The organism is Lacrimispora amygdalina (assembly GCF_900205965.1).
Taxonomy (GTDB): Bacteria; Bacillota; Clostridia; order Lachnospirales; family Lachnospiraceae; genus Lacrimispora; species Lacrimispora amygdalina_A.
This window is the reverse complement of sequence record NZ_OAOF01000007.1, coordinates 47893-62705: the sequence shown is the minus strand read 5'-3', so window position 1 is coordinate 62705 and position 14813 is coordinate 47893. Positions and strand designations below refer to the sequence as shown.

The following is a 14813-nucleotide window of genomic DNA, read 5'->3' as shown; positions in this document are numbered from 1 at the left end:
TCTCCTGTTATTTTTCTACTGAAATTACATTTCGGTTTACATCAGCATTTCCACTGGAAATGACGTTAACTTTTTTATAGGCAGCGCCATTGGACACGATCACACATACAGTAGTGTCATAGCCATTTTCTTTCAGTTTATCCACATCAAAGCTTACCAGCTTCGTTCCCTTCGTAACTTTCTGACCACTTTCAACAAAGCTTTCGAAGTACTTTCCATTTAATTCAACGGTATTGATACCTACGTGAATCAGAAGCTCTACATTATCATCCAGTTGTAATCCAATGGCATGTTTTGTTTCATATACTAAAGCTACGGTACAGTCAGCCGGAGCAACAACTTCACCAGTTTGCGGGATGATTCCGATACCTTTGCCCAGAACCCCGGAAGCAAATACTTCGTCATTGATTGTGCTCATTGGAATAACTTTACCAGCAACAGGAGCACCGATCATAATGTCAGCTGATGGAACCTCCATGAATGTTTCTGTGTTTTCAGAAGAATGAGCTGCGTCACCATCGATCTGTTTAGAAGCTGATTTAGGAAGATCGTCTTCAAAACCTACAATATAAGTAAGGATAGCAGCACCAAAAAATGCAACTGCGATACCAAGCAGATAAGCGATGAAACGGCTGAGGCTTACACCTTCGCCCCAGTAAGACATAATGGTAAGGACACCATTGTTCGCAAAGCCAGTATTAACAGCACGGCCAATCCCCATAACAGCGCCACCTGCGGCACCTGCGATAACAGCACAGATCATAGGTTTTTTCAGACGAAGATTGCAGCCGTAGATTGCAGGTTCTGTAACACCTACCAGCCATGCAGAAAGTGAACTGGAAGCAGCAACCTGTTTTAAATTAGGGCTCTTTGTTTTAAACATAACACCAAGTGCAGCACCTGCCTGGGCAAAGTTTGCAGAACCAGCGAAACACATCAGAGTATTCGTACCTGTCAGGGCGACATCATTTAAGCCGATTGGAAGCAATGCTCTGTGAGCACCAAAGATAACACATACCCCCCATAAACCTCCGACGATAATACCGCCAAGGATTGGGCTGAAGCTGTATAATGCTGTATAGAGCCATTGTACTACATAACCAACATAGATGCCAACAGGACCTACAACAACAAGCATAACAGGAACCATAACGATCAGTGAAATACCTGGAATCAAAATCAGCTGCAGCATATCAGGAACGATCTTTTTCAGCAGCTTCTCCAGAAAGTACAGTGCCAGAACACCGAGGAGAATCGGAATTACCGACTCAGTATAAGCAAATACTTTGGTAGATTCACCAACGGTAAATGCCATCTTAACTACAGGAAGGCCAAAGATGGTAGATCTGGTGGCAACGTCCTGTATCAGTGCATCAATAGTCGGGTGGCATAAAAGTCCTCCTAACACCATAGCGATAACCTGGCTGCACTTTAATGCTTTTGCTGCTGTATATGCCAGGAAAACCGGCATAAAGAAAAAGATGATATTACTTGCAGTATTCATAATGATGTATGTACTGTTTGTGGTATCAAAACCTGGCATCTTACCAGCAGCGGCAAGGAGACCCTTAATTAAACCTGCAGCAGCAATTGCTGGAACAAGCGGAGTGAAGATTTCTGATATTTTCTGAAGAACGGTATTTAAAAAGCTCTGCTTTTCTTCCGGAATCTCAATATCAGAAGCTTCTTCGGCTGCAATTTCACTGCCAAGTATCTCAACAGCAGCATCAAAAATCTTTGTTACCTTGTTTCCGCATACAACCTGGAATTGCCCACCTGCTACTACAACAGAGATAACACCTTCCAGACGCTCAACAACTGCCTTATCAGCAAGAGAGCTGTTCTTTAATACGAAACGCAGTCTTGTAAAACAATGGGTCATACCTTTAATATTGGCTTTACCGCCGACATTTTCAATAATGTCACTGGCGATTTTATTATAATCCATACACTACCTCCTGAATATTGTTGTTAATTTATAACTGCTATTTGTTAATCATTGGCCAATGATCTGTTATAAACATAAAAAAAGACCTAACAAAATAAACTACTATGCGATCCACCTCCGCATAAAAGAAAATTTGTCAGATCTTGCCTGCATTACCAGTAACAGTCTTCCTATGTTTATTAACTTGTATTTCATTCTACAATAATACTTGTAAAAAATCAAGAGCGAATTTGCCCTTATTAAGCGTACTATCTCACTTACAGGTCCATAGCCAGGGCGTGCCCCATTTTTACGGCATTATACAGGGTCCCTCCCTTCACAGAACAGTCTCCCAGAATATAGGTTTCCTCCACAAGATGGGAAAGAGCCTCCACTTCCTTTTCATCCGTGTGAACTCCCAGAGAAAGAACTACTGTATCACAAGTAAGCAATTCCCGGCTTATGTCTTTCCGGCTGATTATCGCCCCTTCCGCCGTTACATCTTCAAGTTTTACTTCACAGATAAATGTAACGCCTGCTTTCAGAAGCAGTTTTTTAAGTCCGATAATGCTGATATGAACGCCATCTGCGCCAATCCTGCTCTCCGGAATCATATCAATAATTCTTACTTTCTTTCCCTCTCTGGCCAGAGCAAGGGCTGCTTCCATTCCGGTAAAACCAGCTCCCACCACAATCACGTCGCTGCCGGTTTCAGCTTTTTTCAACTCGACATCTCCTACCCATACCACCTTGCCGCTTTTACCGGCTGTAAACGCCGGAATAACCGGTTTTGAACCAATTCCAAGAAATACTGCATCGGGATTTTCCCCACGGATCACGTTTGCAGTGGCATTGGTATTCAGGCAGACACGGATATTCTTATGATTCATAACCGTATTAACCGACCAATCCAGATATTTTTTTAAATCGGCTTTAAATTCAGCTGCACTTGCCATGCGCAAAGCTCCGCCTAATTCCTTCTCTTTTTCCAGTATCACTACCTGATGTCCGCGGTCAGCCGCCGTTCGCGCTGCTTCCAGATTCCCGGGTCCTCCGCCCACCATAACCACCTTTTTTTTGCCTGTTTTGGATTGTATCCCTGAATACCAGGTTTCCCTGCCTATTTCCGGATTCACTGCACAGCAGATTCCAAGCATTTTTGAATGAGTTTGGTTAATACAAGTGTTGCAACGAACGCAGGGCCGGATATCTGCAGAATTTCCAGCCTTAGCCTTCCTAATGCTAAGAGGGTCGGCAAGCATATTCCTCATCATGGCAACCATATCCACATCTCCCTGTTCAACGACTTCAGCAGCCAGATCCAGATTGAAACCTCCCACTACACTTACAGGTATCGAAAGTTCTTTTTTAAATACTTTGGCAGCCTCCAGGTTTAAGCCTCTGGGAAAGTATACAGGCGAAAAAATATAAGGAAGCAGTGAATCTTCTTCCAACAATCCTCTGGAAATATGAAGAAGATCAATTTTGTCCTGGATTTTTTTTGCATAATTAAGTGTTTCTTCTATTCCCATGCCGTCAGCCGTCAGTTCTTCCGCGCTGATACGGTATTCAATGGCAAGCTTGTCTCCCACTTCCCTGCGTACTGCATTCAGGAGTTCTTCTCCAAAACGGCACCGGTTTTCAAAAGACCCGCCATATTCATCGTTTCGTTTGTTGTACTTTTCCGAAAAAAACATACCAGGCACATTTCCATGTCCTCCATGAATCATGATCATATCAAACCCTGCTTTTAAGCAAAAATCAGCTGCCTTTGCGTATTCGTCAATCAGCTCCCGGATCTCTTCCTTAGACGATTGGGTGGCTACAGCAAATCCAGGGCTGAGCATCTGTCTTACGGGAACTAGTTCGATGCTGGCCAGGCAGCCGTATAGATGAATGATTTCCGTTATTTCTGCATATTCGGATATCAGTCCTGGGTTCGCCAGCCAGGGGACTTTCCCTCCCAAAGGCTGTTTATTAATATCGGATACGCCTACCGTGACTATTCCCGCACCGGAACGCGATATGTCCTTCATATATGCTCTGAATTTTTCATTTCCTGATCCGTCCGGATTGTTTAAGAATGCTCCTGCTGGTGCAATCTCAATTCTGTTTTGCGCTTTATGCCTGCCGATCTGAATGGGTTGAAACAATTTTTTATGATAATCCATCATTCTCCTCTTACGCCTCCGTCTTTATGAAATAGTCCTGCTACAAATCTACTATATCATAAAATCGTCTTATGGCTGATCGGAAAAACAGATACTGCAATCCTATTTGCTTATGTTAATATAATCAAGAAAATTTCTCAGGCATGGATTCTGGTTCTCCTTTAAATAGATCAGTCCCGTTTCTATTTTATGATCCGGTACCGGTGTTTCCTTTAAAACAAGTTCCCGGTTCAATTGGAGACCCAGTCTGGGAACCACGGATATTCCCTGATTCATTTCCACCATCATCCGTAATACGGAAGCATTCTGTACCCGGATTATGTGTTCCGGATAGTCCGCCTGTCTGAAGAAATGTAAATAATGATCGTAGAGTCTGGTATTCTCAAGAGGCGATATGAGGATATGAGTCTGTATAGACAATTCCTCAATGGTTATGTTTTTCCTCTCTGCGAGATAATGTTCCCGGCTTAAGATAATCCCTGTCTCTGATTCCATCAGTTTCCTATAGCCGATTTCTGCATGATTTTCAAAATCATAAGGCCATGAAAATATCAAATCATAACGGCAGGAATTAAGACCTTTCTCATAGCCCTCATAGTTTGCTGGCAAAAACTTTAGTTGGATGTCTGGCTTTGCTTTATGAAAACGCCTGATCCTGTCTATAAAAATACTCTCTTCTTCGTATCCGCATATTCCAATGGTAAGCGTTCCCTTCTCTCCTCTTGCAATGCGCCTCATCTTTTCTACGGACAAAGCATTTCTCTCAATAATAGCCTTTGCATCTTCATAATATACCTGCCCTGCAGCAGTCAGCTCCACCTTGTGACTATCCCGGTAGAACAGTTCAACCCCCAGCTCCCTTTCCAGCAAATTAATCTGCTGGCTAATTGCAGACTGGGCTATATGGCACTCCCTCGCTGCCTTCGTAAAGCTTTTTAGCTTAGCCACACTTACGAAATATTTCAACCGGTATAAACTCATTCTTAGCTCTCCTCTGTCCAACTGTGTATACTCATTTCAATATTCTTTTCTAATTATAACTTACAGCCTGTCAAGAAAAAAGTGGACAATTTTCCGGTTACCCATTTACCTTCTGTTCCTGCCCTCCGGTCAGTCATGTGTTGCTTTATATAAAACAGGTATTGCAAGTGTGATCAGAATAATCCCCATAATTGCCGGTGCAGCATGACCGATCGATGTATAAATCTGACCGCCAATTACAGGCCCGATTATTCTTGCTAATGCCTGTATAGATTGACTGCCTCCCTGTATCCGTCCTTGCTCACTTGCAGAAACTGCCTTAGAAACCATACCATTAAATGAGGGTCCAAATATCGAATCTCCAAAAGCAAAGATAAACATTCCAATAATCAATAAAGGATAGAATACAAATAGTGCAGAAGCAGCTATAAAAATGTAACCTGCAATTTCTGAAATCATTCCAATGGTTGCTATATCTGTATCTCTCAGTTTTTGTAATAACTTTGGCATAATAAAGCTTTGTGAAATTATATCCTGTATTCCTATGATTGAAAACATAAGTCCAATTAACGCAGGCTTCCACATAAATGTATCAATTGAAAACTGAGAAAAAATTGCTTGTAAAGCGCAATTGGGTATCCAGAATAAAAAAGCTGCAGCCAGTATCCTTCCTGTCCTCCTAACGTTGGTCCAAAAGCAGTTCCTATTCCAACCACAGCACTTACCCAGCCAAATATTTTGGTTCTTTGATTCTCTGGTGTAATATCGGCAAAATATGCAAAAATAGTACTAATATCTCCACCCGTCAATCCTTCTATTACACGGCCAAGAAATAATATCCAAATCGCACCGCCAATTCCAAAAATCGTATAACCAATTACGGAACCCAATAAAGATATGAGCAGCACCGGACGCCTTCCATATCGATCACTGACCGCCCCAAGTCCAGGTGCTGCTATAAACACGCAGAATGCATAAACCGAGGTTAATAATGAAACTACAACTGCTTGATTTTGTACAGTTGTATAAGGTTGTACCAGATATGGGATAACTGGAATTACTATAGTAAATCCTAAACCAACCATAAATACTGAAATAAGTCCAAATAGTAAAGCTTTTGGATCGATGGTCTGCTCTGTCTTTTCGACTTTATTTGATTTAATTTTAAACATATCATTCTCCTTTAAGTTATTATTGTTTCCTTGTCAACATAAAATATAGCACCTTATTGTTTCCTTGTCAACAATATTTCAAAACAAAAAATGCAGCTTATTCTTTTCAGAAATTGGCTGCATCTCAATCTTATTTATTTAGTTAACATGTCATCTTTATTCATCTTACTAATCTCAGAATCTAAATGTTCATCGTACTTCTTTAAAAATGCAAGCATGTTATCAAACTGCTCTTCTGTTATATCTTCAAAAACAATACTATCTCTATCATTAAATTCTTTGTGTAATTTTTCATGAATATCATATATTTCCTGACCTGATTTTGTAAGCCGAAAATAAATTTCTTTTTTATTATCCGGTTTTTGATAACTCTCAATAAGTCCTTTATTCTCAAGCTTTTTTGTCATTTTGCTAATGGCTCCTCTTGTCATATAGAGTACTTCTGCAATCTTCGTAACATTGGATTCCGAATGGCTTCCAATACATTCAATGTAATGAACCTCAACAGACTTATACTCTTTTAAGCATTCTTCCATCTTGAGCTTATTAAACCAAGCCAGTTTATTAATTAATTCTCTAAAATTTACCAGAACCTGTTCTCTTTTATTCATGATAAAGCCTCCTGGGATATCTATAAAGAATAGCATATCACATTTTTGTTTCTAATTCAACAATTACAAGTTTAGTGTGATACCAGGTGTCTGGTTTATGGTTCCTTGTTTATGGCTTCTCCCACTCCGGCAGCGGATTCGAAGGGAACACTTAATCTACCTTTTAAATTTTTTGTAAGAAAGCTGACAAACGTTCCTCTCCAAAAGGAAAAGAATCAATTTTATCCTGCATTTTCTGAGTATATTGAGTCCAACTTAAATAAGAACATTTACCATTATAGCTACAAATAGAACAATCACCACAATTTGGCAAATCATATACTTCAAATATTTTTTCAGGTTCTGACATATCTTCTATTACTTTTTTCGCTGTTTGACCATATATTGGTATCAATATTTCATTTAAATTTTTCTGCTTACCTTCGTTATGCAATTTTAAATAATGTAGTACACACGTGAAATATGTTATGTTTTGAATCCTGTCTCCTCTAATATCAATATATTTTTTCAAATGAAAATATGCCTTTGTATAATTGCCAATGCTGCAATAAAGCAAGGTCATAAAATAGTCAAACTCATTCAACAAATACTGAAAATCACTCCCCTGTTCAAAAATAACTTGACAAGCGTTATATAAATCCTGTGCTAAAAAACCCGAATCTGCCGACATATCCTCAATTCTTTCAGCTAATTCCCCTAGTTCTTCTTTGCTTAATTGTTTAATTCTCAACATATATCTCTTTAATGATTTTTCACTATGAAACGCATCTTTCAGTTCTTCTAATGATTGCTGGTACATCTCTGACATTCCATTTACATAGATGCGGTAAGCAGGAAATCCAAGATACGACGCGTCTCTTATGAATATCTCGAAGCCCATTTCTTTCAATCTATTTAACATAAATTTTAAGGATATGTCATTGGATTCTGGATTTTTAAGAAAGGCATTTTTGTATAAGTCACTTTCACAATTTGTTTCAAAAATAGAAAGATTTCCCACGTATGCTCCAATGATTGATTGATTAATATCCAAACTGTCTTTACTTTCATCTGCATTTAATTTACTCCTGCTATCAAAAAGAGAGAGAAAAGAAAGCATCTTATGCTGGATTTTACTTGTCTGAAACACCTCTGTTATACACCGCTGCAAAGCAATATCAAAGACCGGATGAGCCCCTAACGAAATTGTATATTTCATATTTCTGCAATCCATAAGTATTACACCCAGACATGGGAATTTTCCGCCTAATGTAAAATCTTTAATGATGAGTTTATAACCTTTATTTTCAACATCTTTAATCATCTCAATCAATATACTATTATCGATATCTTTGACCGGTATATCAGGGAACTCATAATGGTCATCTATCATCTTTTTAGAAACATAGCGCTCCATTATCTCAGACAATCCCTGCACAATTGCTTCACTTGCATTATTACCAGCACACATACCATTAGAGCCAATCGTCATATTAATCAATGATTCCGGTAAGTATACAACCGATTCACTGTTGACATGATAATATGGAAAGCAGCTCAATTCCAATCCGCTAAATACATGTTCCAATTCATATATCTTTACTTTTAACATTGTGGAAAGTATATCTCCATAATTTGAGATTAATTTGTTTGCATCCACGGCTTTAGCACCAGGATATTTTAGAAATGTTTCACTCATTAATCCATATTGACGCTTGAACATCATACCGCACTGGATTCTTTCCATCATTTCACCATATGCGCTTGCTAAAGCATAACTCTTAGTTACCCCTTTACCATTAACGCCTTTTCCTGGAAATCCATCCAATCCTAAACGAAGAGCATGACAATTTTTAACATGCATTGTCCAATCCATTTCATATGGGAATAGACCTGCCGAATATAAAATTTCTCTAATTTTTTGTATTGTTTGTTCAGGTAAACAATCCTTCCTGCTTTGGTATCTCATACACATTTCTCCTCTATTCTTTTGAATTTATTAAAATATAGATCCGTAGGTAACAGTAGATTTGGACCTGGTCTGCCTTCTTGAATAATAGTGCCCTCCTCCATAACAACAATCCGGTCTAACCAATCAAGCATTTGTAAATTGTGGCTTATAAGAATTAAAGTATGGTTTTTAGGAATCTTTGACAATGTATTATAAAGTGACAGCATATTTTCTTTATCTAACGAAGATTCTGGTTCATCCAAAATTATTATTGGTGCCTTTCTGAAAAATGCCCTGGCAAGTGTGATTCGTTGTTTTTGCCCGCCTGAAAGATTGCTTCCTGACTCTGTCAATTCAGTATCATAACCTTTTTCCAGTCTAAGAATGAATTCATGGGCTCCAGCTTTTTTTGCCGCTTCTATTACATCTTCAAGATTGTCATTTCCACAAGCCCCACAAGATATATTATCCTTAACCGAAGCTGAAAACACTCCCAATGATTGAGACACATATGCTATCATTAGTCTGATTTGTCCCATATCCTTAATAGAATCCCGCCCGAATATTTTAATGCTTCCCTCATCTGCCGGAAATAGGCCAGAGATAAGCTTTATCAGTGTAGATTTGCCGGAACCGCTCAAGCCCACAATTGCTACCTTTTCACCATTCTTAATTTTTAAATTTATATTATTCAGTACTTTATTGCAATTCTGGTACATAAATCCTACATTAGTCAACTCTACCGCTATATCTTCACTTTCGTGATATAAATTATCCTTACTGTTATTTATGTATTCTGTTGGAAACTCTGAAATATATAAAAGTCTCTCAGCCGATACGATCCCCTGCTGTATTTGAGTCAATGAGCGGCTTATATTAAACAGCGGTGTCTGGACTTTACTTATCAAAAATATAAATGACAAAATCGATCCAATTGAAATCACTCCTTTTATGGATAATATACCTACATATAAAACAGCTGTGCTGATAATGACTTTATTGAGTATCGGTACTAAGCGACTTGCGATACTGGTGATTAGTGATCGTTTAATAAATAGCCCTTTTACTTTATTTAATTCTTTATTATATTTTTCTATCAAAACCTCTTGCAAATTATAAACACGAATAATCGACATTCCCTTCAGATAGTCAATTACCATACCAGTTACGATTCCATAAATCCCAGAAATACTTTTGGAGATCTTCTTTATTGAGAAATCAAATAAACGGCTGAAAATAAAAGTTATTAATAAGAAAATTAAAATTACGAATCCTGCTGCATGATTAATGCTGCACAGATATATATATGCAGTAATACAGATAAGAGCATCACGAAGGATTAAAAAAATATTTTCCAGCAATACATCTGAAATCTTTTCGGAATCAAAATTCAATCGATATATGATATCTCCTATTTCGCATTCAGATATAACCTTAAATGGCGCATGTAATATCTTATCAAGAGCATCTGTAGTAAGTTTTTCAACAGCTAATGACCTGAAAATTTTGCGCATATATTGTCCAAACCACACAAGTATTATAAGTATAATTGCTATTGGTGCACCTATTTTCAAATGACTGACAGCGACTTCCATTTCTCCTGCCTCTATGTAATCGGTTATTTTACCAAAAAATACAACAGATCCAATCAAAAAAATAATATCTGCAAGTATCAATACTGTGCTAAATAAAAAAAGCCATGAAAATTCCTTACAGCTTACAAAAATCCTATATAAAATGTTAATCTCCTTATGTTTTGATTTCTTCATGAACTTATGCTCTATCACACGCAAGAAAAGTTCACCTCCTTAACATCTTACTAAAAAATCAGATTTTTTGCTCCATAAGTTTTCCATTACATAGACAAAACACTTTATTGACTTTATTAAAATGTGCTTGTTTATGACTAATAATAATAACTACCTTGTTTTCTAATAAATCATCCAAAAAATCAAAAAACAATTTTTCATTTTCAACATCCAAATGAGAAGAAGGCTCATCCAATATAAAAATATCCGATACACGCAATAAAGCTCGTGCAATAGTCAGCCGCTGTAATTCCCCACCCGAAAGCTGTGCACCACCCAGACCTAATTGTGTAATGTATCCCTGTTCTTTTTTTATAATAAAATCATGAATACCCAAACGCCTTGATATATTATAAATGTTATCATCTGATGAATCTAGATTTCCATATCGGATATTTTCAAGTATCGAACCTGTAAACAGAATAGAATCCTGTGAAACATAAGCTATTTTATTTCTCCACTCTTGTAATTTAGTGGTATAAATAGATGAACCATTCCAAAAAATATCTCCATTTTCAGGTTCATAGAATCTTAAAATCAAATTAATTAATGTACTTTTTCCATCACCACTCTTACCATAAATAAGAGTTTTTTCACCTGGAAGTATATGTAGTGATACATCTTCCAGAATATTTTTTCCTTGAGGATAACAATAAGAAATATCTTTTAAAAATAAACCCATTGTACAATCTGTTTTTCTAGTTTCCAAAGTGCAGCCTGCTGACATACTTTTTTCCAACGAACTTTCCTCTGGTAAATCTAATAGTTCCAAAAAGCGCAATGCGTTGGCGATGGATTTTTGTAATCGACTCCAAATCTGTATAATTGATGAAATCGGGTCCACTATTCTTTCAAAGAGTATGAGAAAGCTGAAAATCCCCCCGATACTCAACTCATTTTTAGAAACTAGAAAAGCCCCATAGCCTATAATAAAGAAATCGCCAATCACCAACAGGCAATTCTGCAAATTCTCCATAATACCTTCCCAAAGATAAGCTTTTCTCCTCCATCTTTGAATTTCAGAATATTTTCCCCTAAATATACCTTTAAATTTATCCTCCAGCGAATAAGCTTTAATGACCTCTAAATTCTGAACAGCATCATTTATAAAAATATTCTTTGCAGCAGTTTGAGATTGTTCATTATAATAAATCTTTCTTAATTTGGCGGAGAGAAAATTCATAATAAATGGAATCACAGATATAAACAAAACCGAAGAAAACATGAGTTTCCAATTTATTATTACTAAATAAGACAAACTTAAAAAAAGCATAAATACGTCTTTCGAAGTTTGCCTCGTCTGATTCACTATTCCCGTCTGCGCTTGTGATACCGAATCCTGAACCCGCGACAAAATGTCTCCCGAATGATACTCTTTTAGAACCAGCATCTTAACCCTGAAAAGCTTTTTAACCAACAATGTTTGAATATTTAATATGGATAAAATATCAATATTAGTTCCTAAATAGCTTGCCAAAAAATACAGGATACCATTACTTACAACAATACCAAGTGTGATAAAAAAATAATTTTTCAGCACTTCTAAATTTGCAGCTGATACTGCATCGATCATATGCTTTAGGGCATCTGTTTCAAATAATTCTAAAAATGAGGATATTACAATCAATAATACAATACCAGCCTGTGGTAAAATGTATTCCCAATTCAGCGCCAATATACGTTTAAGCACTTGCAATGGTTTTAAAGAACTAATTACCTTAGTATCATTTACTGAATCCATTTTGTCAGTGCTTCACCTCCATGGTGTTGTATCGATGCAGTGAAAGTAAATAAAGAATCACACAATATATCAATATTACAACAAGCTTTGCAGCTACCTGGTACCAATCTGGCTGTGCCCTTATAATATCCTTCCATATAAGTAAATGATATGATGGTAAAAGGAATTTTAAAGCATGTACGCTTTCAAGAATTTTGCTCATTAAAAAAATAAAAATAGTAGAGATTACGCCCAATACTGTTGAATTTGAGAATATGGTAATAGTCAGGCTGATACATGAGACTAAGAAGAGGGGCATGGCTTCAAATAAAAATGCTAAAAGTACAAATAACATTCCATCTCTGGCCAAAATAATATTACTATCATATTTTACTGTAAAATCAGCCATAGGGAACACAGTAACTGCTAAAATAATATCTATTAACCAAATAGACATAATAAATATGAGTACAACAATAAACGCAGTTAAATATTTCGCTCCAATCACTTTCCAACATGATATATCCTTAGAGCGTATAATCTTTAACGTATTCGCCTGTAATTCGACTCCATATATGTAAGCCGTAAAGCTTATAAATGCAACAATAATTAATGTCTGGGTCAGATTTGAAATACTACTCAGCGGAATAGAAAATGCCGAAGTCCTTGCATCCCCCAAAAAACTCAATAGGCTGAATGCCAACGAAAATACAAATATAATGCGTACAATCTGCATCTTCAACGTCTTATGAAGCTCTGTTCTAATTAAATGTACCATACTTATTTTCATATTATCCTACATCCTCCCTCTTTAGCTTAGCCAAACTTAAAAAACTAAAAAAAGCTCCATATATCTGGGTTATTAAAATGCCAAAAATAATATGGCTCCAATCTATAGAAGCATTGAAGATGTAAGGCTTCAGTGTGATATAATTAATAGGCGTAAAATCTAAGATTGAATCACTAACGAATCTCGTCAGGAACAAAACTACAAATATCGCACTGAAAGTAACAACTATTGTATTAATATTGTTCTTGAGCAAAATTGATATATAGGTTGTCAACTGAATTATAAAAAATGTATTAATCCAAGTTCCAATGTAAAAGATTATAAAACGCAATAAAGGCTGGCTTAATTCTATCTGGTTTTCCCCATGCAGGACGCCTGTTCCAAAAAGAGTTGTTCCAACCAAAAAGCTGACTATAGAAGTAAGTAAAAGTATAATTCCTGCAAAAATCCATAAAGCAATATATTTATTTATTAAAAGTTGTTTCAAAGATACTGGTCTCATCATTAAATAACGATAAGTTCCATAATTAAATTCATTGGCAACAACCAGACTTGTCATTAGTATCATAACAAAATATATCATTATATAACGGTTGAAATTACCAAGAGTAAGAAAAACTGAATCAATATTGCTTACTCCTGAAGTATCTCCCATTTTGAAGCTTATAATTATGATAAAAACCATTACTATAGTAAACAAATAACTAATCTTTGATTCTATGGATTTGCTTATCTTCAGAAGTTCTACTGACAAATATTTCATTATTCGTCCTCCCTTGTAACCTGAAAGAAAAAATCTTCAAGGGTGATCTTCTTAGGTGAATAAGATTTCAGTCTTGCCCCTTTATTAACAATAGAAACCAGTATATCCTCCGGAGTTCCGTCATTTATATAGAAACAAATACTATCTGATTCATTTTCTTTCGAATCTATCAAAGTAATGTTTTTTTCGCTCTTCAAAATATCATTCAGTCCTGTTTTATCTGAACCAGCCACTTCATAAATCTTCTTTTCAGAGTTCAGAAGAGTTTTTGTATCACCTGTCACAACCAGCTGTCCTCGATTAATTATTGCTACTTTGTCACAAATCATTTCTACCTCTGAAAGTATATGACTGGATAATAATACCGTAACACCTAAATCTCTGCTGAGTTGTTTGATAAGTACACGGATTTCCTGAATCCCGTATGGATCAAGACCATTTGTAGGTTCATCTAAAATAATCAGCTCTGGTTTATTTAGTAAAGCCTGCGCGATACCTAATCTCTGCTTCATACCATAAGAATAGTTCTTTGCTTTGTCATTTCTCCTATTGTATAATCCAACTATTTCCAATACCTCGTCAATGCGCTTCTCGGTTATATTGCCAGAGTAAGCTCCAAATACCTTCATATTGTCTCTAGCTGAAAGATAATCATAGAAAGCTGGTCCTTCAACTAAGGCTCCTACCTTTTGTAAGACTTTATTCCTGTTTTCTTTTATACTAGTGCCATCAATATAAACCTCGCCTTCATTCGGTTTGATTAAACCAAGAATCATACGAATACTTGTTGTTTTTCCAGCACCATTAGGTCCTAAAAATCCAAAAATCGTTCCAGCTTCTATTTTTAGATTTAAGTTTTGAACAGCTACAAACTTGTTACCAAAAATCTTAGTCAAATTTTTAGTTTCTAAAATAGTTTTTGTCATTTTTTATTTCCCTT

12 protein-coding genes are annotated in these 14813 nt (G+C 36.5%); all 12 read right to left on the bottom strand.

What is annotated here, in order from left to right:
• Nucleotides 1-7: 7 nt before the first annotated feature.
• A complete protein-coding gene (locus CRO04_RS11345; protein ID WP_097004358.1) occupies nt 8-1948 on the bottom strand; it encodes a beta-glucoside-specific PTS transporter subunit IIABC in 1941 nt (646 codons plus the stop codon).
• A gap of 257 nt (nt 1949-2205) precedes the next feature.
• Nucleotides 2206-4101 carry an FAD-dependent oxidoreductase gene (locus CRO04_RS11340; RefSeq protein WP_242974438.1) on the bottom strand — a complete coding sequence of 632 codons (1896 nt, stop codon included), beginning with the start codon at nt 4099-4101 and terminating at the stop codon, nt 2206-2208.
• 99 nt (nt 4102-4200) lie between these two features.
• A complete protein-coding gene (locus tag CRO04_RS11335; RefSeq protein ID WP_097004356.1) occupies nt 4201-5079 on the bottom strand; it encodes a LysR family transcriptional regulator in 879 nt (292 codons plus the stop codon).
• 129 nt (nt 5080-5208) lie between these two features.
• Complete coding sequence (locus CRO04_RS26820; RefSeq protein WP_330400842.1) at nt 5209-5694, bottom strand: MFS transporter; 486 nt, start codon at nt 5692-5694, stop codon at nt 5209-5211.
• Nucleotides 5646-6251 carry an MFS transporter gene (locus CRO04_RS26815; protein ID WP_242974436.1) on the bottom strand — a complete coding sequence of 202 codons (606 nt, stop codon included), beginning with the start codon at nt 6249-6251 and terminating at the stop codon, nt 5646-5648. Before CRO04_RS26815 ends, CRO04_RS26820 begins: the two co-directional genes overlap by 49 nt.
• Before the next feature lie 134 nt (nt 6252-6385).
• Nucleotides 6386-6862 carry a MarR family transcriptional regulator gene (locus tag CRO04_RS11325; protein ID WP_097004355.1) on the bottom strand — a complete coding sequence of 159 codons (477 nt, stop codon included), beginning with the start codon at nt 6860-6862 and terminating at the stop codon, nt 6386-6388.
• 163 nt (nt 6863-7025) lie between these two features.
• Nucleotides 7026-8810, bottom strand: a complete 1785-nt coding sequence (locus CRO04_RS11320) for a YcaO-like family protein (RefSeq protein ID WP_166432534.1) — start codon at nt 8808-8810, stop codon at nt 7026-7028.
• A complete protein-coding gene (locus CRO04_RS11315) occupies nt 8807-10579 on the bottom strand; it encodes an ABC transporter ATP-binding protein (protein WP_242974454.1) in 1773 nt (590 codons plus the stop codon). Before CRO04_RS11315 ends, CRO04_RS11320 begins: the two co-directional genes overlap by 4 nt.
• Nucleotides 10580-10619: 40 nt before the next feature.
• Nucleotides 10620-12341, bottom strand: coding sequence for an ABC transporter ATP-binding protein (locus CRO04_RS11310; protein WP_097004352.1), 1722 nt, complete (start codon nt 12339-12341; stop codon nt 10620-10622).
• A 4-nt stretch (nt 12342-12345) separates the two neighbouring features.
• Complete coding sequence (locus CRO04_RS11305; protein ID WP_097004351.1) at nt 12346-13110, bottom strand: ABC transporter permease; 765 nt, start codon at nt 13108-13110, stop codon at nt 12346-12348.
• 1 nt (nt 13111) lies between these two features.
• Complete coding sequence (locus tag CRO04_RS11300; RefSeq protein ID WP_097004350.1) at nt 13112-13873, bottom strand: ABC transporter permease; 762 nt, start codon at nt 13871-13873, stop codon at nt 13112-13114.
• Nucleotides 13873-14799, bottom strand: coding sequence for an ABC transporter ATP-binding protein (locus tag CRO04_RS11295; RefSeq protein WP_097004349.1), 927 nt, complete (start codon nt 14797-14799; stop codon nt 13873-13875). The genes CRO04_RS11300 and CRO04_RS11295 overlap by 1 nt, the downstream gene beginning before the upstream one ends.
• Nucleotides 14800-14813: the final 14 nt, after the last annotated feature.

What these genes read in the sequence shown, in the direction of transcription:
- CRO04_RS11340 (WP_242974438.1), bottom strand. Translation starts at nt 4,101, where the DNA reads ATGATGGATTATCATAAAAAATTGTTTCAACCCATTCAGATCGGCAGG.
- CRO04_RS26815 (WP_242974436.1), bottom strand. Translation starts at nt 6,251, where the DNA reads ATGTTTAAAATTAAATCAAATAAAGTCGAAAAGACAGAGCAGACCATC.
- CRO04_RS11325 (WP_097004355.1), bottom strand. Translation starts at nt 6,862, where the DNA reads ATGAATAAAAGAGAACAGGTTCTGGTAAATTTTAGAGAATTAATTAAT.
- CRO04_RS11310 (WP_097004352.1), bottom strand. Translation starts at nt 12,341, where the DNA reads ATGGATTCAGTAAATGATACTAAGGTAATTAGTTCTTTAAAACCATTG.
- CRO04_RS11300 (WP_097004350.1), bottom strand. Translation starts at nt 13,873, where the DNA reads ATGAAATATTTGTCAGTAGAACTTCTGAAGATAAGCAAATCCATAGAA.
- CRO04_RS11305 (WP_097004351.1), bottom strand. Translation starts at nt 13,110, where the DNA reads ATGAAAATAAGTATGGTACATTTAATTAGAACAGAGCTTCATAAGACG.
- CRO04_RS11295 (WP_097004349.1), bottom strand. Translation starts at nt 14,799, where the DNA reads ATGACAAAAACTATTTTAGAAACTAAAAATTTGACTAAGATTTTTGGT.
- CRO04_RS11345 (WP_097004358.1), bottom strand. Translation starts at nt 1,948, where the DNA reads ATGGATTATAATAAAATCGCCAGTGACATTATTGAAAATGTCGGCGGT.
- CRO04_RS11320 (WP_166432534.1), bottom strand. Translation starts at nt 8,810, where the DNA reads ATGAGATACCAAAGCAGGAAGGATTGTTTACCTGAACAAACAATACAA.
- CRO04_RS11335 (WP_097004356.1), bottom strand. Translation starts at nt 5,079, where the DNA reads ATGAGTTTATACCGGTTGAAATATTTCGTAAGTGTGGCTAAGCTAAAA.